This window comes from Natronomonas gomsonensis, from assembly GCF_013391635.1.
In the GTDB taxonomy this organism is placed as follows: domain Archaea; phylum Halobacteriota; class Halobacteria; order Halobacteriales; family Haloarculaceae; genus Natronomonas; species Natronomonas gomsonensis_A.
Genome location: NZ_JACAWU010000002.1, coordinates 1,282,669 through 1,303,130 on the forward strand (window position 1 = coordinate 1,282,669; position 20,462 = coordinate 1,303,130).

The window sequence follows — 20,462 nt, forward strand, 5'->3', positions numbered from 1 at the left end:
CCATCACAGTTCAATCCCTCCGCCAGCGTTTGTGTACTTCGGCGACGAGCAGTACCGTCGGCGAGAGCACGAGTATGCGCAGCCACGTGTCCATCGCAATCGGTTCGACGCCGAGCAGCAGTTGTGTCGGGGTGGCGTGAATCGCGAGCAGATGCACCACCAGCGCCACGAGCGTCCCGCCGAAGAGGAGCGGGTTCGAAAACGGGCTCTTCCCGAGAACGGAGCGGGACTCGGAGCGACACGTCCCGAGGAACAGCGCCATCGAGACGACCATCGTCGAGAGTGCGGCCGTCTGAGCGTACCCGAGGCCCGCACCGTTCGTGAACTCATACCAGAAGATAGCGAGGGCGAGACCAGCGAGCCACACGCCGACCACAATCGTCCGTTCGAGCAGCTCCCGCGAGAGCAACCCCGCGTCTGGAGGATGCGGCGGCCGTTCGTACTGCTCTCGCTCGCCGGGTTCGAACCCCAGAGCGACGTCTTGGATACCGTTGTTGACGACGTTCAACCACAGCGCCTGGGCAGGCAAGAGGAGGAGCGGAAAGAGCCCCGCGTCGTCCCGCGGAAGCACCCCACCGATAGCGAGGACGAACGCAGTGAGTATCGCCACGACGAGTGCGACGCCGGTTGCGAGCAGAAACATCGTCGCCTTGCGGATGTTCGAAAAGACGGTGCGTCCCTCCTCGACGGCGGCGTAAATCGTGGCGAAGTTGTCGTCAGTGAGGACCATCTCGCTGGCCTCCTTGGCCACGTCAGTCCCGGAGATTCCCATCGCCGCCCCGATGTGTGCTGCCTTCAGCGCCGGTGCGTCGTTGACGCCGTCGCCGGTGACGGCGACGATCTCGTCGTCGGCCTGCAGTAGTGTGACGAGCCGGTGTTTCTGGGCCGGCGAGATACGGGCGAAGACGGCCGTGTCCCGGAGGCGGTCGGTCAGTTCCGCATCGGAGAGTTTGGTCACGTCAGCGCCCGTGAGCACCCGATCACTCTCGATACCGACCCGTTCGGCGATGGCTCTCGCAGTGACGGCGTGGTCGCCGGTGACCATCTTGACGGCGATACCGGCGCGGTCGCACGCCTCGATGGCCTCCGCGACGCCCGACCGCGGCGGGTCGATCATCCCCGCGAACCCCAGGAACGTCAGCCCATCCAGTTCATCGGTGTCCGTCAGGTCACCGTCACCGCGGGCCATCCCGATGACACGAAGCCCGTTACCGGCGAGTTCGTCAGCCCTCGCGAGCGCTGCTGCAGCGTCGAGCGGTGTTCGGCCCTCCGCAGTCAGCGCCGTGTCACACATCTCGACGACGCGCTCAGGGGCGCCCTTGACGTAGGTGACGGTGCTGTCGCCGACCGTGTGTGCGGATGCAGCGAAGCGGCGGTCCGGCTCGAACGGCAGGTGGCCGACCTGTGGATGGGCGTCGGACAGTTCACGCTGGTCGAGGCCCGCCTTCCGGCCGGCGGCGAGCAACGCCGTTTCGGTGGGGTCCCCCATCTCTCGAAGCGCACCGTCGTCGGCCTCCTCGAGCGACGCCTCGTTGGCCAGCACCGCGGCGAGCAGCGTCTCGTATAGCGGCGTTCCTGCTCCGGGTGTGTTCGCGCCGTCGCTGAGAGAGGATTCACCCGCTCCCGACAGTCCATCGTCGGTCACGTCGACGAAGCCGTCGACGGTCCACATCCGCTGGACGGTCATTCGGTTTTCGGTGATCGTCCCCGTCTTATCGGAGACGATGACGCTACAGGAGCCGAGCGTCTCGACGGCGGGAAGTCGCCGGATGATGGCGTTGCGCCCAGCCATCCGGCGAACGCTGACCGCGAGTGCGACCGTCATGACCACCGGCAACCCTTCGGGAATCGCCGATACCGCCGTCGCGACTGCGAGCAAGAAGACGTCCGCGAGCGGAATCGCCTGCCAGACCCCGATGACGACGAGGCCGACCGCGATCGCGAGGATGGCGACGCTGATGCGGTTTCCGAACCGATGCATCCGCGTCTGGAGCGGCGTCGCCACGCGCTCGGTCTCCCGGACCTGCCCGGCGATGGTTCCGACCTGGCTGTCCTCGCCGGTCGCAACCACGACACCGACCCCGCGACCGGAGGCCACCGACGTGCCCATGTGAGCCATGTTCCGTCTGTCGACGACGGTGTGTTCCGCTTCGACGGGGTCCGTCGAACGGCTGACTGGGACCGATTCCCCGGTTAGAATCGCGGTGTCGAGTTGCAGGTCGGTCGTCTCGATCAACCGAAGGTCCGCGGGGACGATATCGCCGGATTCCAGCAGCACGATATCTCCCGGTACCAGATTCGGGCTATCGATCTTGGCCACGGCACCATCCCTGCGGACTCGCGCCTTCGGCGTGACGAGCGACGCCAGAGCCGCCATCGCGTTTTCCGCCCGGTACTCCTGAACGAACCCGATAGCGGCGTTTATCACGAGCACGAGGGCGATGACGATCGCATCGGCGTAATGCTCGATAGCGACCGTGATGACGAAGGCGACGACCAAGACGTAGATGAGCGGGCTCGTGAACTGGTGGAGGAAGATTCTCACCGGACTGACGACCTCGCTTTCCCCGACCGTGTTCGGCCCGTATCGGTCGAGCCGACGGGCCGCTTCGTCACTGCTCAACCCGTCCGAACTCGACGCTACTTCCTCGAGGGTCTCGTCTACGGTGGCTGCATGCCACGCCGTCTCATCCATCTGACTGTGTAGTCGGGACTGACGACCAAAGTTCTACGGCCGAGGGGAGTCCGCGTCGATTCGCGCCCTCGCTAGCCCGCGACCGAAGCGAGGTTCCGATCAATCGACCCACGTTCGTGTTAGTTCCTCTCGCGGCGTCGTGGTGTATTCTCCCTCCTCGAAGACGGTCACACGTCCCGTCTCCGCGCTCAGCGTGATCGTCGTGACAACGTCCGGTCGAGCGGAGGTATCGAGTGCGCTCATGTGCCGAGACCCCATCCAGTCGGCGTACTGACTGCAGTGTTCCGATGAGTGTGCCGAATCCGGCGAGTAGCTTCGGAACCGGACCAGCTGTTCCTGAACGACGCCGTCGACGCTCACGACCACTGCACCGTCTCGAGTGCGAGCGACCTCGGTCGTCGCCTCGTAAAAGGCATCGACGTCGGCGAGGACGTCACGACTGTCGGCGTCGGGCCAGCGATTGTTCCCCATCGCGTCCGCGTGAGTTCCGACGGTGGGCCCAGAGACGACGGCGAAATACAGCCCCGGCCCGGTGACGTACGGCTCCTCCCAACGCTCGAAGGATAGACTGACATCCTCCACGCAGACTCGAATCCGGTCGATCAGTTCCTGCACCCGTTCGTGCGACCGATACTCGATGTCCAACGGGTCGGTGGACGTCATACGCACCACTCGTATCGGGAAGGTAAAGAATCCGCACACGCTTCGTTTCGGCGCTCGTGTCGTATCGGCAAACGGTGAAGGGGTAGCCCGCCAACGTCCAACTAGAGATGTACGACCGAATCCTAATCGCCGTCGATGGGAGCGAAGAAGCCCGTCGAGCGGCGAGACGAGGGCTCGCACTCGCGAAGGCCTTCGATGCGGAGGTGGATGTGGTCTCTGTCGTCGAGCGGAAAACGCTCCGACTTACGGAGACGGCCGACGAGAAGCGCCAGCTGCGAGAACGCGGTGAGGAAGCCCTCGCAGAAATCGAGGGCCTCGCAGCGGAGGTCGGCCTCACCGTTCGGACGGGACTGCTCGAAGGCAAGCCCGCCGCCCAAATCTGTGACCACGCAGCCACGACGGATGCCGATTTACTCGTCGTCGGGAGACAGGGGCGGACGGGGCTCGGTCGCCGTCTGTTGGGCGGCGTTACCGAACAGGTCCTCCATCGGGGCGACACGCCTGTGCTCGTCGTCCCGGATGGCGACGGGAATGAAATGGACACCGACTATTCGGACGTTCTCATCACGACGGACGGCAGCGACAACGCCGAGGTGGCGGTCCCGCACGGTATCGGCGTCGCCGAACGCTATGATTCGACGCTCCACGTGTTGAACGTCGTCGACCTGCAAGCTGCAGGCGGCGTGTTCGACGCGGGCGGACTCGACCGGGCGTTCATCGAACGGCTCGAAGCGAGAGGCCAGGACGCAGTCGATCGCGTCGCGACGGACATCACGGACTCTGCCCCGTCGCTGACGGTCGAGGCCGCCGTCGAACGGACGACTTCGATGGGAGGAGCAGCTGCCGGCGTCAGCGAATACCTCGTGGAGAACGGAATCGACCTCGTGGTGATGGGGTCACACGGCCGGTCGAACCTCAAGCGTCAACTCCTCGGTAGCGTCGCCTCGACCGTGCTTCGGACGGTCGACGTTCCGGTTCTCGTGGTGAAACGACCCGACTGACCCGGGCGGCGAAGCGACGGGCCGCGCGACGAGACCCCTCGTATCGATTTATCCCTCTTCCTGCCGTACGACGAGTATGTCGAGTTCGGAGCCATCTCCCTCCCGACGCCGCTGGCCGCTGCTCGCGGCAGCGCTCGGGGTCGTCATCGCCGCCATCGTGTTCGCCCGCCACCGTTTTGTCGCCGAAATCAACGACCACGTCGACGCCCTGTATGCGACAGCCGACTCCGAACAGCCGAGGCCCCCTCGATTCGATTCCGACGACATCGAGTCGTTGCCGGCGCCGGTCCGCCGGTACTTCGAGCGCGTCCTCGAACCGGGACAGCCTCACGTCCGAACGGCGCGATTGCGACAGCAGGGGGAGTTCCGCCTCGGCGGCGACGACGCCGACTGGCGCCCGCTGGAAGCGACCCAACACGCCACCGTCCAGCCACCGGGATTCGTCTGGGACGGGCGTATCGACATCGCACCGCTGGTACCCGCCCGCGTCGTCGACCTGTATCGGGACGGCGAGGGCCTCCTCGAGGCACGACTGTTCGGCATCGTCCCTGTGGCGAGCGCCGGCCCCTCCCCGGAGATGAACGAGGGCGAACTCCTCAGGTATCTTGCCGAGGCGGTCTGGGTGCCGACCGCCCTGTTGCCCGGCGCAGGCATCTCTTGGGAAGCCATCGACGACCGCTCGGCGCGTGCAACCCTCGAAGACGGCGACGTGACGGCCTCGGTCGTGTTTCACTTCGACGCCGACGACGAAATCGAGCGCGTCACTGCCGAACGCTACCGACAGGAAGACGACGACTACGCCTCGTGGACTGGGCACTTTCGCGCCTACGAGCGTCGCGACGGCATGCGAGTGCCGACCGAGGCGGAGGTGGCCTGGGCCCTCCCTGACGGTGACCGCCCCTACTGGCGGGCGACTATCGAAGACATCGAGTACTGGACGTGAGGCGACGCCGTGATATCAGGGGCGGGCGCCGGCGTCCGTCGCGTCCGGCATCTCGCCGTCGGTGAGTCGCTCCCGGCCGTAGACGGCGATGACGGCGAAGACGATGAAGACATACACCGCGAGGTGGACGACCGTGACGACGCCGACGGCGCTTTCGTCGATGATGCCGTCGATGACGATTTGGTCCGCCGCCAGCGGAATGACCACGTCGGCCGTGTTCGCCATCGCGTGCAGGACCATCGCGAGAAGAACGCTGCCGGTGTTGTTGTACAGCCACCCGAGCAGAATCGACAGCGTCAGAATCCCGCCTATCCAGCCGAGCGTGTTGACGAGCGGGAAACTGGAGTGCGGCGTCACGGGGATGACGAAGTACGGGGCGTGCCAGCCGGCCCAGACGACGCCGATGAGCAGACTCGCCGGCACCGCGCCGTAGCGCTCGTTGAGGTGTGGCTGGGCGAATCCACGCCAGCCGGGTTCTTCGTTGAGACCGCCGCTCAACAGCAGCGCGAACAGGAAGATGGCTGCGAACAGAACCGGCGAGGGAAACGCCTGCCCGAGGTCGACGGGGCCGCGAACGACGACGAGCACGAGCGTGATACCAACGGCCGCCACGATGGGGAGGCCGGCGGCGACGGCCCACCACTTCCAGCCGACCCGCCAGCGAGTAATCTGTCGCGCCCACGCCCGAATGTCGTCGCCGCGCAGCCACGTGACGACCGCGGCGCTAATCGGCGGGCCGAAACTCCCCGCGTAGACGAGAATCGCGGCCGACCAACTCGGCTCCATGAACACGGCCGGCGCCGAAACCACCCACGTGTAGAGGTACGCGCCGAGGAAGAACGCGACGACTGGACGGTCCTCGACGAGTGGTATGCTAGAGTCAGCCATAGCGAGAAATTCCTCGGAATCGCATTAAACGCTTTTCCGTCCGAAAGTGAGTGGCTCCTCACCCACACAGCCCGCTCGCCGGTCAGTCGGCCGTCGCCGCACAGTTGTTCGGCCCGCGTTCGAGTTGCAGGGCGCGCTGTCGTGGGATGTCGCGCTGGGCGAGGTTCGCCGCGATGAGTTGGGTGTGATTCGCGGGCCGCGGCGGCATGTCGGCGAGGACGGCCTCAACGAACTCGTCTTCGGGCAGCGACAGGATGTCCAGTCGCTTGATGACATCGCGTAGGGTGGCCGTATAACTCCCGTCGGCGGCCGGTTCGGCGTGGGTCCCGTGGTGTCCCGGCGCGATGAGCGTCTCGTCGGGCAGGGTGAGAACCCGTTGTTGCAGCGACTGATACAGTTGGGCTGCGGCCTCCGGTGCCCCGTCGGCACCGGCTTCGAGGTCCGGCCGGGCCACGCTCTCGATGAACAGCCCATCGCCGGTCAGCAGGACCGCCTCGTCGACGTAGTAGGCGGTCATCCCCGAGGTGTGTCCGGGCGTGTGAATCGCCGCAATCGTGCTATCTCCGACGGCGAGCGTCTCGCCGTCCGAAATCGTCTCATAGGAGATGTCGTAGTCGATGCCGCGGTCGACCGCGGCCGCGGGGACGACCGCAGTCGCGTCGGTGTGTTCGCCGAGTTCGCGGACGCCGCTGACATGGTCGGCGTGGACGTGCGTGTCGACGGCGTAGGTGAGTTCGCTCCCGTGGTCGGCCGCAACGTCGACGTACTCCCGGGCGAAGGCCGACAGCGGGTCGATGACCGCCGCTTCGTCACCGGAGACGACGAGATACGCCAGACAGCCGCTGGAGGGCCGCCGGAACTGCAGTATCGTCGCATCGGCGTCCGTCGTCAGCTCCGTGTACACCGAGAGGTCCGCCCACGCCTCCATCCCGCCAGCGAGATTTCGAACGTCGACGTCGGCCCCCCGGAGATGACGTGTCGATTCACGACTGATTTTCCCCGTCCCACAGACGGTCACGACCGTCTCCGTCGGATGGTCGGCCAGCACCTCCCCGGGGTCCGACTGGGTCAGCGTCCGGTCGGGCACGTTCACCGTTTCGACGCTCGGCCCCTCGATGTGCCACTTCTCGTACTCGTGCGGTTGGCGCACGTCGACGACCGTGACCGGCTCACCCGCCTCGATGTGCTCGTACAGTTCCTCGGGCGTCATCTCGGGGACGGAAGGCATGGTTCTACCAGAGCTATCCGACGCCACGAACAAAAGCATTCCGACAGTATTGCAAATTCTCCACAATTACGATATTCCAAAAACAGTTCTATTATGTGAGTAATACGGGAAATCGACGCGCCACTCGACGTGCTTGGGTCCAGAGACACCTCAGCGGGTTAAGAAACGGCCACGACTCGGAGCGACCGCCGGTTACTCCAGTTTGCCCTGCAGGACCTTTGCCGCGGTGAGCACCGGGTCCCACACCGGGCTGAACGGCGGCGCGTACGCGAGGTCGGCGTTCTGGAGTTCCTCGACGGTCATCTCCGCGGCGAGTGCGGTCGCGACCGTGTCGATGCGTTTGACGCCCTCTCGCCCGACGAGACTACTCCCGAGGACGCGACCGGACTCCCGGTCGGCCAGCAGCGTGACGGTTAGCTCCGACCCGCCGGGGTAGTAGTGTGCCCGCGAGGCCGCCGAAATCGTCACCGAGACGGGGTCGAAGCCGGCTTCTCGGGCCTGCTCTTCGTCGATGAGGCCGGTCCGGGACGCACCGAGGTCGAAGGCCTTGACGATGGCCGTCCCAGCGATGTCACCCGTCGGCGTCGGCGACCCGGAAATCGTTTGGCCGATGGCGCGGCCGGCGCGGTTGGCCGTCAGCGCCAACGGGACGTGGTCGGGTTCGCCGGTCACCACGTGGCGTGCCTCCGCACAGTCGCCCGCGGCGTAGACGTTCTCGTAGTTCGTGCGGCCGTAGTCGTCGGTCGCGATGGCGCCGGTCGGACCCAACTCGATGCCGGCGTCCTCTGCGAGGTCGACGTTCGGTGCGACGCCGACGCCGACGATGGCGATGTCAGCTTGCTGGGTGCCGTCTTCCAGCTCGACGACCTCGACGGAGCCGTCGCCGTCGAATCCGGAGACGGCAGTCTCGAGATGGAGTCCGACGCCCTGTTCTCGTAGGTGCTCTTCGACGGTTTCCGCGACCGTCTCCCCGAAGGGCTGGAGCACGTGCGGCAGCATCTCGTAGATGCGAACGTCGACCCCGCGTTCGGCCAGCGCCTCGGCCATCTCGATGCCGACGTAGCCGCCGCCGACGATGGCCGCCGTCTCGGGGGAGTGCTCGCTGACGAACGTCTCGATGGCCTCGGCCTCGTCCATATTGTGGATGGTGAACACACCCTCGAGGTCCATCCCGTCGAACGGCGGTTCGATTGCGGTCGCGCCCGTCGCCACGAGAAGGTCGTCGTAGGGCTGCTTGAACGTCTCCGTGCCGTCGTCGACGGTGACCGTCTGGCCCTCCGGGTCGATACCGACGACTTCGTGACCGGTCCGCAAATCCACGTCGCGCTCCTCGCGGAACTCCTCGGGCGTCACGGTGACGAGGTCGTCGATGTCGTCGACGGCGCCCTTCACGTAGTACGGCATCCCACAGGCGGCGTAGGACACCCACTCGCCCTTCTCGAAGACGACGACGTCCATCTCCGGGTTATCCCGTTTGACCTTGCTCGCGGCGCTCATTCCAGCTGCGTCTCCGCCGATGACGACAAATGTATCACCCATGCGTCATAGTTCGGGTGGGAGTGCCAAAAGTATTTCTCAAATTCCACAATACTGAGAACGTCCAAACCGAACGAATCCTCGGGGGTTCGCGAGCGAAAACTGTCAAGAGGGACCGCCACCTCACAATAACAATGAACAGCACCGACGAGTGGTACGACGTCGAGGCCGTCTCCGATGGCACCTACCGAATTTCGGAGGGACCATACTACGGGATGTATCTGGCTGCGGGAACCGAGCGGTCGTATCTCGTCGATGCCGGCATCGGCGTCGGTGACCTCCGCGCGCTCGTCGAGGGGTTGGTCGACACCCCCGTCACGCTGTTGCTCACCCACTGGCACTGGGACCACATCGGCAACGCAGCGCAGTTCGACGACGTTCGTATCCACGAACGGGAACGCTCGCCGGACGGCCGGGTCGCACTCGACGGCCGCTCCGAGGAGTTCCTCGGGCGTCCGGCGAACTTCCTCGAGCGCTGGCAGGCCGCCGGCAAGGCGTTGCCCGACGGCTTCGACGCCGACGACTACGCAATCGAGGCAGTCGAGAACCCGACGTCACTGTCGGGCGATGAGACCTTCGACCTCGGTGACCGAACGCTCGAAAGCCTCCACCTCTCGGGACACTCTCCGGGACAGTTGGGCTTTCTCGACCGCCAGTCGGGCGTCCTCTACGGCGGTGACGTGATACACGTCGACGAAGGGCTGTACGTCCACCTCGAAGGGGGTGACTTGCGGGCCTATCTAGAGACCTTCGAGCGACTCTGCGAGTTGCGAGACGCAGGGGGCTTCGAGACATTGCTCACGAGTCACAACCCGCCGTTCGTCGGTGCGGAGTTGGCGATTCTCGACCGACTCGAAGACGGGCTTCGACGCATCATCGACGGCGACGCCGACTACGAGGTGGTCGAGACGGACTGGGGTGACGCTCGTCGATACGAGTTCGGGGGGTCAGTGGTGTTTACGGAGCCGACGCTTTCGTAACGGGTTCCACCGACTCAACCCCAGATGGCGCAACGTGACTCATTTGCAGGCTCCATCGACGGGCAGTCGTGACTAGTCGAGTACCCGCTCGTGGCTGGAAGGGAGGCCACCGGAACCTCCCAAGCGCAATCAGCTGTTTTCGATCCGCGTCAGTCGGTCAACTAGCTCAGCCACAATCCGATGAGTGCGAGGAGAGCCGCCAAGGTCGCCAAGAGGAGAACGCTGGCAGGGCTAACGGCATCGGGCTTCGGAATGGAGGGCATCAATACGAACTCGACACCAGCGGATAATAAAACTAGTCAGTGTTCCCGAAACACCTCAAGCAGTCACGGTCGATTCAGCGGCTCGGCTCGTTCAGACACCGCTGACACGGCGGTCGAACACGTCGAGAATCGGCGCGGGGTCTCGGAGGTGTGGAAGCCGAATATCCCGGTCGGAACACTCGATGACGACCGTCGACGTATCGAGCAACCGGTGGAGGCGACCACGTTCGAGTCGCAATCCGCTCTCGTCCCACGGTTCGATTCGCCACAACCGCGTCCGAAACAGTCGGTCGTAGGCGACGACCGCGTCTCCGGACACCCGATACTCGACGCCGCCGTACCGCAGCCAGTAGTCGAGCGTGAGAAGCCCAATGGGAACGGCGAGACTGACCACCACCAAGAGGAGGACGACATCCCAGACGCCGCCCATAACGAAGAGCAGCGAGATGAGCAGGATGAACCCGCCGACAGCTACCGCGCCCGGATGACGTCGGATGTTCAAGACCGAAACGCTGCCGACGACTCTGCCCGGAACAGTCGGTCGCAGTCTGTCGGCTACGGTCTCGACGGGGGGAATCGTTTCATCCTGTGGTGGGTCGTACGCCCACCCGAGTTCGAAGTACGACGCCTCGTCGAAGGCGACCAGGCGCTCGCGGTACAGTCCCCCGAGGTCGAATCCAAATTTCACGAGGACGATTCCGACCAGGAGTGGCAACCCGACGACGGTTGGGTCGACGGCCGTGATGGGTTCGTCGGGCGCGACCGAACCGGCGCCGAGTCCCACGAACACTGCTGTAAGCATCCCGCCGACACCGACCACCGCGGCACGGATGAACACACTCTGAATCGCGGTTTGAGCGCTCTCCTCGCGGTAGCCGCCACGGTAGAAATACTCGACAAGTGTCGAGGCTCCTTCGCTGAGGAAGATGCCGAAGCCTGCGAGTACCACCATCCGCAGTGCGTCCGGGTCGGGCGTCTCGGTCCCGATGACGCCGACGGTCGTGACGCCCGCGAAAAACCACACGAGTGTGAGGATGGGAGTGGCGATGGCGATGACGGGCAGCGTCGAAAGCCGAATACCGACATCGGTAGCTGGGAGTGCAATCGTCGTTCGCTTCCTCACCACCGCCCCCGCAATCAGTGGGTCGCCATCGAGTTCGGAGGGCCGGCCGGCGAATAGCGCCCGAACGAGTGCCCAAAACGAGAGGATACCGAGTTCGAACCAGTAGAGGAAGACGAGGGCTGCGAGGTCCCAGCCCAAGAAGACGACGCCGACGAGTGGAACCGCGTTCGCAACGATGACGGCTATCGTCTCCGCGGGAGGACTGTAGTGCTGTGCGGTCTGGAGGGCGACCATCGACCGAATATGCGGATTGGCCGAGACAAATATCTGGCTGTCTGGAAGAGGAACGACCTCTATCTCACTCCTTCCGCCCCCACGCTTTGAACAACTCGTCCCGCGTCCGTAGCCCGTCGGTCGGCAGGGCGTGATTCGCGACGTAGGACTCGGCGTCGTGTTCGTTGTCCCACATCGCCTGGTGGGCTTCGGGGAGGTCCTCCCAGTCGACCAGTTCGGGCGTCGTGATGTCGAGTGCGCCGGCGTCGATGGCGGCGTTCAACTGCTGGACCTCGTAGGCGTTCGAGAGGTGACTGCCGAGAATCGACGCGGTTGGCATGTGAATCTCGCGTTGGCGCATCCAGACCTGCGGCGCGTAAAACGAGTACCGGCGGTCTTCGAGGCTCTCGCTGTAGACGACGCGGCCGGTGTGGGGGCGGACGAGCATCGTCGAGACGCCAAGGGAGTCCTGCCCGGCGCGTTCGAACACCACGTCCGGGTAGCCGCGTGGGTTCTCCGGTGTCCGGAGGTGTTCGCCGATGGCCTTCCCGAGCGGCTTGAACGCCGAGTCGGTGTAGGCCTGAACGGCCTGCTTGAACGCCTCGGGGTCCGCTTGGGGATGCGGCAGTTCCGGCATCGTTTCGGGCCACTCGAAGTCGTCCTCGCGGCGCTGTAACCCCTCGATGGAGTAACTACCGGCGACGGAATCACCGTAGCCGAGCGACTCGACGAACTCCCGTTGCTCGTCGGTGTAGGCGACGACCACGACGGTCGCGTCTTTCTCGCGGGCCGCCTCGATTGCTCGCAACCCCACCTCGTCGAGAACATCGTCGGGGCCGGTGTCGGTGCCGTAGTAGACGACGACGCCGTCGCCGGCGCGCAAATCGACGCGGTCGAACATCGTCTCGGGGGTCTCGCTGCCGGGCTTGCCGAGGAACGTCATCTCGTAGCCCGTCGAGGCGCCCCAGAAGGTGAGCGTGCCGCCCTCGCCGAGCGTCTGGAAGGTGCGGGGGAAGGACTGTTCGCCGGCGTGACTCACCGCGTAATCCGCACGCGTGCCGTGGTGTGATTCGAACGCCTCGACGAACGGCTCGCCGGCTTCCTTCCAGTCGGCCCACGTCTCTGGGTCACGGGGAATCGGCCCCCAGATGTCGTCGTACGGCGGTTCGGTCCGGTCGATGGCGTGGGCGCCCGCCGAGGCTATCCGGTCGGCCCGGTCGGCGCTCGAACAGAGGCCGCTCACCGAGACGCCGTTGCGCGTGGCGGTCCGGACGGACTCCCAACCGGTGCCGGTGGCGCCACCCTCGACGAACATCGCCGTCTCCGATTCGATGTCGAGGGTGGTGAACAGCGCCCGATACACCGTCCCGAGTGCGAGGACGTACGACCCGGCCTCTTCGAGCGTCGCCTCGGCCGGAATCGGATGGACCTGCGGCCCCTGTGCGACCATGAACTGCTGGTGGCTGCCGTCGGGTTCCTCGTAGCCCTGGATGCTGAAGCCGGCGTACATCGGGTCCAGCCCCATCCGCGGGGACAGCAGGTCGCTCTGCCCCGAGTAGACGGTGACGAGGTCGCCGACCTGGACGCGGCCCTGCTCGCGGACGGCCGCCCCCTGTTCGACGACGAGGGCGACGCCGCCGCTGCCGGTGACGTGGCGGTCGCTGTCGTGGTTGTCGAACTGGCTGACGGGGATGCCGGTTACTGCCCAGATGTCGTTGAAGTTCACCTCGCTGGCGAGAACGTACAGCAAGACCTCGTTGGAACCGGGCTCTTCGACCGGGTAGACGCCCTCGAGTTCCGCCTCGAGTGGGTCGCCGTGGTTCGGTTCGCCCGTCTCGGGAGCCTTCTCGACGGCGAAGCCGAACTGCCAATCCGGCACCTCGTCGACGCCGGGGTAGAACGGCTCGCCGACGGGGATAGCCTCCCCCGCCTCGATGAGTTCCTCGGCGTCCTCGATACCGGGGCCCTCCCGCGGTCGGAGCGGCAGCGGCTCGCTCCGTTTGTCGAGGAACTTCTCGATGCCGGTCTTGCCGCCCTCGGGGTCGACGACGGCGGCCCCGAAGTGCTCCGCTTCGGTCGCATACCCCGCCTCAATGCCGTCCTCGAAGCCCGTCCGGATGGCGTCGACAGCGCGCTCGAAGGCGGCCGCCCGGCCGGCGCTCGCGTGTTCACACTGCCGTCGATTGCGAGCCACGTCGGGGGCCTCGAGAACTGCTTCCTCGAACTCGCCGGGCGTTCGCCAGCGCTCGCGGGCGGCCTGTCGGTCCTCGCGGGCATCCCGAAGCGTCGCCGTCTCGCCGCGGACGTGGGCCCGTGCGAGGGTGGCCGCCCGCGAGCGGGCCGTCATTCCCGTGGCCACCTCGTCGACGAGGCCCATCGCCTCGGCGTCGTCGGCGTCGACCGACCGCCCGTTCGTTATCATCGTCACCGCGTCCACGACACCCTCCGTTCCGCGTCCCTCGGCGAGCACGCGCGGCAGACGCTGGGTGCCGCCGTAGCCGGGGATGAGGTTCAACCGGAGTTCCGGTTGCCCGAACTCGGCGTGGTCGTCCGCGATGGTGTAGTGGGTCGCCAACTGCAGTTCGTTGCCGCCACCCAAGGCGACGCCGTTGACGGCCGCGACGACCGGGACCGAGAGCGTCTCGAGTTTCCGGAACGCCTCGTGGGCCTTCGTCGCCAGCGTCCGTGCGGTGTCGGCCTCGTGGACCTCTTCGAGGAACTGCTCGATGTCGGCGCCGGCGACGAACGCCTCGCTCTCGCTAGCGAGGACGACCGCACCAACGTCCTCGCGGCGGTCGAGGTGGTTCGCGACGGTGTTGAGTTCGTCCAGCGCCCGCTCGGTGAGCGCGTTGACCGGCGGGTTGTCGATAACGACCGTCGCCACGTCCGCATCGGCCCCCGGGACAGTGTTGTACTGCACCGTGAAGAACCGATACTCGTCGAGGACCTCCTGTTCGCGGGCAATGCGCTGCCGTCGCCGCCACCGCTCGGCTTTCGGCCGAATCGCCTCGACCGCTCCCGGGTTCTTCAGCGTCGTGGTGTCGCCGGGGTCCTCACCCGACAGCATCGCCGTCAACATCCGGCGCATGTACTTCCCCGAGCGGGTCTCCGGGAACGCATCGACCTCGATGAACGAATCCGGGACCGCAACGACGCCCTTCTCCTCTCTGACGAGACGCGCGAGTCGGCGTTCGACCTCCGTGGTCAGTTCCGTCCCCTCCCGCGTCTGGACGAAGGCGACCGGAACCAGCCCCTGCTCGTGGTGGGGCGCGCCCACGACGACGACGTTTGCGACCGGCGTTTCGGGATTGAGTTGCTTGTCGCGCAACATCGCGCCCTCCAGTTCCTCCGTGCCCATCCGGTGGCCGGAGACGTTGATGACCTCGTCGGAGCGACCGTGCAGCGAGAACGAACCATCGTCGTACTGCTTTGCCACGTCGCCCTGCAGGTAGGCGAGTTCGCCCTCCTTTTCGACCCAGTAGGTGTCCTCGAAGCGCTCGCGGTTGCCCGTCCAGTCGGTCGGGTTCTCGGGGTCCCATCCCTCCAAGTCGCCCCAGACGGTCCGCATCAGATACGGGTACGGCTCTCGGATGATGATTTCGCCGCGCTCGCCTACGTCTGCGTCCTCGAATCGAACGCCGTCTGCGGTCTCTTCTTTGCGCCACACGTCGCCGAACACCCACGGACAGGGGTAGGTGTGGGCGTCCGGGCGCAACTCGAAGTCCTCGTTGCCGAAGAAGTGCGTCCAGACGATGCCGCCGTGTTCGGTCGCCCAGTACGAGTTGATGTACCACTCACAGACGGCCTCCATGCCGAACTTCTGGACGGCCGGACTGACCGGCTCCGCACAGAACGTCGCGACGCGGAGCGATTCGGTCGACCACGCCTCCATGTCGGCGACGTTCTCCTCGTCTTCCATCACCGTCTTCAGGAAGGTGACGCCGGCTTTGAACGCCGTCACGTCGTAGCGTTCGATGATGGAGGTAAATCGGCCGGCGTCCGGGTACAGCGGCGACCCCTCGGCGATGACGCCGGTCGTCCGCGTCGAAAGCGAGGCGCTGATGAGATACGACTGCCCCGTAATCCAGCCGGGGTCGGCGACGACGAATATCGTGTCCTCGCCCGGCACCACGTCGAAGGACACCGACATCGTGTGAGCGATGCCGGCGGTGTAGCCACCGTGGACGTGGACGACACCCTTCGGCTTCCCCGTCGACCCGCTGGTGAAGATGACGAACAGCGGGTACTCCGCGTCGACCGGCTCGGGTTCGTTGCTCGCCCACAGCGCCTCGACGAAGGCCCGGTCCGAAAGCCCCGCCAGGTCTTCGCGCGTCTCCACGTCGAACCCGGCGTCCCGAGCGTTTTCGAGGACTCGCTCGCCCGCATCGGCTTCCAGTTCGTGGGCCCAGGAATCCCGCTCGTAGCACTGAATCTCGTGGCCGGTGTGTTCGACGACGACCACTTCGTCGACGACGTGGTCGGCCCCGACGAGCGCCGAGGCGAGTTCGGTCCGCACCGATGACGCCCGCTCGGGCGACAGCGACAGCGAATCCAGGGCGTGTCCCACCCCGCGCATCGCGTCGGCCCTGTCGACCGTTATCTCGCCCTCGATGGCGGATTCGACGCCCTCGCGGACAGTCGCCGCCTGCTCCTCGGAGAGTTCGAGGTCCGAAAGCGTCCGATCGACGACATCGAGAACGGTCTCCGTCGGGAGGTACTCCTCCAGTGCTGGGTCGGCGTAGGCCTCCTTGTACGGCGTCACCTCGGCGTTCCGGTAGCCGCCGTCGACGGTCACGAGCACGTCGGCACCCAGTTCGGCGATGCGGTCCGAGAGCGTCTTGTCGCTGAACCCCCCGAACACCGGCGTGTAGACGACGCCGAGGCGTTTGCAGGCCTCGATGTAGTAGATTTGCTCGGGAACGTTCGGCATGTTGAGCGCGACGCGGTCGCCTTTCTCGACGCCGAGGTCCCGCAACACCTCGGCCGCGACGACCACCTCGTACAGCAGTTCTCGTCGGGAGATGGCTTCGGAGACGACCGGCCCGCCGCGTCCGTCGTTTTGCAGTTGGTCCCAGCGGTCGCCCTCGAAGTGATAGGCGATTTCCTCGCCGTGGCCGGCGAGGACGTGGCGGTCCACCTCGTTGAAGCAGGCGTTCGTCAGGCCGCCGGCGAACCACCGATACAGCGGCGGGTCCGAATCGTCGAAGGCCACGTCCCACGGTTCGTATTCCGCGCCGTAGTCGAGTTTCGTCGGCGTACACCCCTCGAAGCCGGTCCACGTCTCGGCATCGGCGTCGAAACTCGCCCACGTCCCCTCCTCGGGGAGAAACCAGTGCAGTTCGCGCTTGGCGATGTCGCCGTGGAACGCACCAGGGTCCTCGCGGGCGCGTCGTCGCTGTTCGGTCCAGTCGTCGGCCGTCCGTATCGGATTGCTACGGATTCGGTCCGGCGGCCGAGGAGCATCAGAATCGTTCACACGTACCGCTGTAGTTCGCGACGGCAAAACCGCTTCGCCGATGAGCGGAATTCCCGCGAAGAGAAGTGTAAATCAGCCTGAATCGGACGGTACGACGGGACCCTACCGAACGACCGTTACCGGAACGGGACAACGGCGGAACACGGTCTGTGCGACATCGCCGACGAACAGGCGGTCGGCGAACGAACTGCCGTGGCTCCCCACGACGACCGTATCGAACGTCTCGGCACGCTCGACGATGGCCCGCGCCGGACGACCCATCTCGATGATCGTGTCGATGTCGCGGTCGTACTCGGCGGCGATGTCGCGGGCGCGGTCGAGGACCTCACTCGCCTGTTCCTCGGCGGCGGCTTCGATGTCGTCTTCCAGCGCCAACGTGGTCGCCTCGCCGAACATCGACGATGGCCCGCCGACGACGTGCATGACTGTAATCTCGGCGTCGCCGTGGGTTTCGAGGGCGTATCTGAGCGCATTCTCGGCGAGTTCCGAATCGTCCATCGGGACGAGGACGCGTGTCGTCATACCGCGACTACACCCGAGAGCCGAATAAACGCTCGGGACCTGCCTACCACAGGAAGGCAAACAGCGCCCAGAAAGTGAGATACGAGCCGAGCGTCGAGATGACCGGAACGAGATTCTGCATCAGGATGACCCGCCCCGTCGTCGATGGGTTGAACAGATCCGACGCCTGCGGGATGTCCTCGGGTTCTTCCTCGCCGATGTCGGGAGCCTCCTCCCCCGGTTCTTCGGCGGCTAAAGCGCCGACCGAGACGTTCGTCTCGTCCTCGCCGCGGATGCTTCCGGTGACCGTCGCGGTTCGGGTCGCCCGACCCCAGCCGAGACCGACGATCGACATCGTCGCGATGATGACGAAACTGGCGGGAATGCCGATGGCCGACAGCCCGATGACGATTGCGGAGGCGACGACGGCGACCACGATGGCCGCCGTCAGCGGGAGGTCGGTGATGTCGTTGCCGAGCGTGTCGAGCGTCCGGCGGGCGATAGACAGCGCGCCGACGGCGACCGCCGCCGACCCGGCCAGTATGAGCGGGTTCATCGACACGCCGGCGCCGTACAGTGGCGCGATGGCGTTGGCGATGTTGGACGTTCCCGACGAGAACGCCATCAGACAGCCGATGGAGACCAACACGATGGTCCCGAAGAACTCACGACGGGTGGTGTTCGGCCCCGCTTGCGGAACCGGGAGGACTCCCGACCGGTCGAACTCGACGAGTGCGCCCTCGGTTTGGGTAATCGCAATCCAGCTGTTGAGCGTCGGGTAGACGTACCGGCCAATCATCACCGACACCCAGAACCCGACCAGTGGAGCGACAATCCACCAGATGGCGATTTCGCCCATCACCGTCCAGTTGAGTTCGCCCGTCGCGACGCCGAGGCCGGCGATGGCACCGACGGCCGTCATCGACGTGGAGGCTGGGACACCGACGTAGTTGCCGACGAACAGCGCGCCGCCGATGAAGAACAGCACGACGATGCTCGTCTCGATGGTGAACACGCCCGGGTCGTAGACGAGGTCCCGGCCGAGCGTGTTGACGACGCGTCGGCCGATGGTCCACGCGCCGATGGCGAAGAATATCGACATCAACACGCCGGCGAGGAACTTCGAAATCGCACCCGCGCCGACGGCCGGCCCGAACGCCGGTCCCGTCGTCGACCCACCGATGTTGAAGCCGACGAACAGCGCGACGAGCAGCCCGACGCCGATGAGTACCTCGACCATGCTCAGACCACCTCCGTTTCGAGCCGTCGCACGCTCCGAATCATTCGTCGTCCCGTTCGTCGTCGGAGTTGTTCTTCGAGTCCCCGTCGGCCGCCGCTTCGACCTCCTCGGCGTCGAGTTCCTCCTTCCGGGGCCGTCTGTCGATGCGTTGGTTGACGGCTTCGAGTTGGTCGACGATGGTCTCGATCTCGTCGGAAAGCGTCTGCTCGACGTTCTCTGTCACCTCTTGGGTGACTTCCTGTGTGACCTCTTCGGCCACCTTCTCCTCGACACTCTCCGTGACCTCTTGGGTGACTTTCTCCCCGACGTTTTCCGTGACCTCCTCGGTGACCTTCTCTTCGACGCTCTCGGTGACTTCTTCTGTCACTTTCTCGCCGACGTTCTCGGAGACCTCCTCTGTCAGGGACTCCTCGATGTTTTCGGTGACCTCTTTGGTCATCCAGTCGGGGTCGAATCGCGCCATCTTCCAGGCAACGTGAACGGCGTATGAGACGAGTGCACCGAGTCCGAAGGCGATACCGATCCCCGTCGACCCGGTGGCGATGAGGACGATCGCAACCAACAGCAGGAGACCGTACGCCATGTCAACCATGAAGTCGACTCGGCTCGGATTCATCGGGACATATCCACCAGTTGCCAGAACGGTTCGTTCATCAGATATAAAGCCTCTACTATAACTGGGGACGCCGTAGGTTTAGTCTAATTCATTCCGGACAGCCATCGGAAGGCGAACCTTCGTCGACGGCGACCGAACGTTCAGCACCCACATCAGCTGGTCGAATTGCGGGGCCACACCGACGCCGACTCGACGAGTCCGACCGCGTCAGGAACCACCGGCGTTTTCTACCCGACGCTCCGAGGTGCCAGCAGTGAACCGCGCCGAGTTGCTGTTCGCGCTGCTCGTGGGAATCCTGCAGGGCGTCTTGGAGTGGCTCCCCATCTCCAGTCAGGGCAACCTCTCTATCGTCACGACCGCTGTCGGGGGCGTCGACCCCGTGGTCGCCCTGGACCTCGCGCTGTTCGTACAGGTCGGAACCGTCTTCTCTGCGGCCGCCTACTACCGCGAGGACATCACCGACGCACTCTCGAACGCTCCCGGATGGCGGCCGGATGCAGCGTTCGATCCGGAGAACGCCGACGTGACGTACCTCGTCCTCGCGAGTCTGGTGACGGGCGTCGTCGGCATCCCGCTGTATCTCACGTTGCGTGACGCCGTCGCCGGACTCGCCGGCGGCGTCTTCATCGCCGTCGTCGGCGGCCTACTGGTCGCGACGGGACTGCTCCAGCGCGCCGCCGACTCGATGGGGTTCGTCGGCAAGGAGACGCCCACACTCCTCGATACGCTGCTCGTCGGCGCGTTTCAGGGCCTCACCATCCTCCCGGGCGTGTCGCGGTCGGGAACGACCGTTTCGGTGCTTCTCCTGCGTGGCTACGAGGGGCCAGCCTCGCTGCGACTGTCGTTCCTGTTGGCCATTCCGGCCGGCGTCGGTGCCGCCGCACTCGTCGTGGTGAGCGGTGGGGGCCTGCCGGGCATTTCGCCGCTGGCGGCCGGCGTCGCACTCGCCACCAGCGCCGTCGTCGGCTATCTCACCATCGACGCCCTGATGCGGTTCGTCGAACGCGTACCGTTCTGGGCGGTGTGTGTCTCGCTGGGGACGCTCGCGGTCGTCGGGGGACTGCTCGTCGCCGTAGCGTGAGGAACGAAACACGTT

General features: G+C 65.5%; 14 protein-coding genes. 4 read left to right on the plus strand and 10 right to left on the minus strand.

All coding sequences use genetic code 11. The features are described from left to right. Positions 1–10 precede the first annotated feature (10 nt). Positions 11–2,695, minus strand: a complete 2,685-nt coding sequence (locus HWX69_RS15140; protein WP_178917886.1) for a cation-translocating P-type ATPase — start codon at positions 2,693–2,695, stop codon at positions 11–13. A gap of 99 nt (positions 2,696–2,794) precedes the next feature. Continuing rightward, the gene (locus HWX69_RS15145; RefSeq protein WP_178917887.1) at positions 2,795–3,358 is read right to left on the minus strand and encodes a diadenylate cyclase; all 564 of its coding nucleotides are present in this window, start codon (positions 3,356–3,358) and stop codon (positions 2,795–2,797) included. 107 nt (positions 3,359–3,465) lie between these two features. Between HWX69_RS15145 and HWX69_RS15150 the strand changes: the two genes are divergently transcribed. Both HWX69_RS15150 and HWX69_RS15155 read left to right on the plus strand, forming a co-directional pair. Then, positions 3,466–4,359, plus strand: coding sequence for a universal stress protein (locus tag HWX69_RS15150; protein WP_178917888.1), 894 nt, complete (start codon positions 3,466–3,468; stop codon positions 4,357–4,359). A 76-nt stretch (positions 4,360–4,435) separates the two neighbouring features. Continuing rightward, the gene (locus HWX69_RS15155; protein ID WP_218644802.1) at positions 4,436–5,302 is read left to right on the plus strand and encodes a DUF6920 family protein; all 867 of its coding nucleotides are present in this window, start codon (positions 4,436–4,438) and stop codon (positions 5,300–5,302) included. Between the two features lie 15 nt (positions 5,303–5,317). Here the strand turns inward: HWX69_RS15155 and HWX69_RS15160 are convergent, their stop codons facing one another. The 3 genes from HWX69_RS15160 to HWX69_RS15170 all read right to left on the minus strand — a co-directional run bounded on the left by HWX69_RS15160 (position 5,318) and on the right by HWX69_RS15170 (position 8,957). Next, complete coding sequence (locus HWX69_RS15160) at positions 5,318–6,190, minus strand: CPBP family intramembrane glutamic endopeptidase (protein WP_218644803.1); 873 nt, start codon at positions 6,188–6,190, stop codon at positions 5,318–5,320. 82 nt (positions 6,191–6,272) lie between these two features. Next, on the minus strand, positions 6,273–7,418 hold the full coding sequence (locus tag HWX69_RS15165) for an MBL fold metallo-hydrolase (protein WP_178917889.1): 1,146 nt from the start codon (positions 7,416–7,418) through the stop codon (positions 6,273–6,275). 192 nt (positions 7,419–7,610) lie between these two features. After that, positions 7,611–8,957, minus strand: coding sequence for an FAD-dependent oxidoreductase (locus tag HWX69_RS15170; protein ID WP_178917890.1), 1,347 nt, complete (start codon positions 8,955–8,957; stop codon positions 7,611–7,613). A gap of 131 nt (positions 8,958–9,088) precedes the next feature. On the opposite strand from HWX69_RS15170, the gene HWX69_RS15175 reads away from it, so the two are divergent. Then, complete coding sequence (locus tag HWX69_RS15175; RefSeq protein WP_178917891.1) at positions 9,089–9,934, plus strand: MBL fold metallo-hydrolase; 846 nt, start codon at positions 9,089–9,091, stop codon at positions 9,932–9,934. Positions 9,935–10,288: 354 nt separating this feature from the next. Here the strand turns inward: HWX69_RS15175 and HWX69_RS15180 are convergent, their stop codons facing one another. From HWX69_RS15180 to HWX69_RS15200, 5 genes are all read right to left on the minus strand, one after another. Beyond that, entirely contained in the window at positions 10,289–11,554 is a 1,266-nt protein-coding gene (locus tag HWX69_RS15180; RefSeq protein ID WP_178917892.1) for a DUF6498-containing protein, read from the minus strand. 64 nt (positions 11,555–11,618) lie between these two features. Next, positions 11,619–17,009, minus strand: a complete 5,391-nt coding sequence (locus HWX69_RS15185) for an AMP-binding protein (protein WP_178917893.1) — start codon at positions 17,007–17,009, stop codon at positions 11,619–11,621. A 102-nt stretch (positions 17,010–17,111) separates the two neighbouring features. Then, positions 17,112–17,531 carry a universal stress protein gene (locus tag HWX69_RS15190; protein ID WP_178917894.1) on the minus strand — a complete coding sequence of 140 codons (420 nt, stop codon included), beginning with the start codon at positions 17,529–17,531 and terminating at the stop codon, positions 17,112–17,114. A gap of 43 nt (positions 17,532–17,574) precedes the next feature. Beyond that, on the minus strand, positions 17,575–18,750 hold the full coding sequence (locus tag HWX69_RS15195; RefSeq protein ID WP_178917895.1) for an inorganic phosphate transporter: 1,176 nt from the start codon (positions 18,748–18,750) through the stop codon (positions 17,575–17,577). A 40-nt stretch (positions 18,751–18,790) separates the two neighbouring features. Further along, on the minus strand, positions 18,791–19,366 hold the full coding sequence (locus tag HWX69_RS15200; RefSeq protein ID WP_178917896.1) for a hypothetical protein: 576 nt from the start codon (positions 19,364–19,366) through the stop codon (positions 18,791–18,793). A gap of 253 nt (positions 19,367–19,619) precedes the next feature. Between HWX69_RS15200 and HWX69_RS15205 the strand changes: the two genes are divergently transcribed. Next, positions 19,620–20,447, plus strand: a complete 828-nt coding sequence (locus HWX69_RS15205) for an undecaprenyl-diphosphate phosphatase (protein WP_178917897.1) — start codon at positions 19,620–19,622, stop codon at positions 20,445–20,447. The last annotated feature ends 15 nt before the right edge of the window (positions 20,448–20,462 follow it).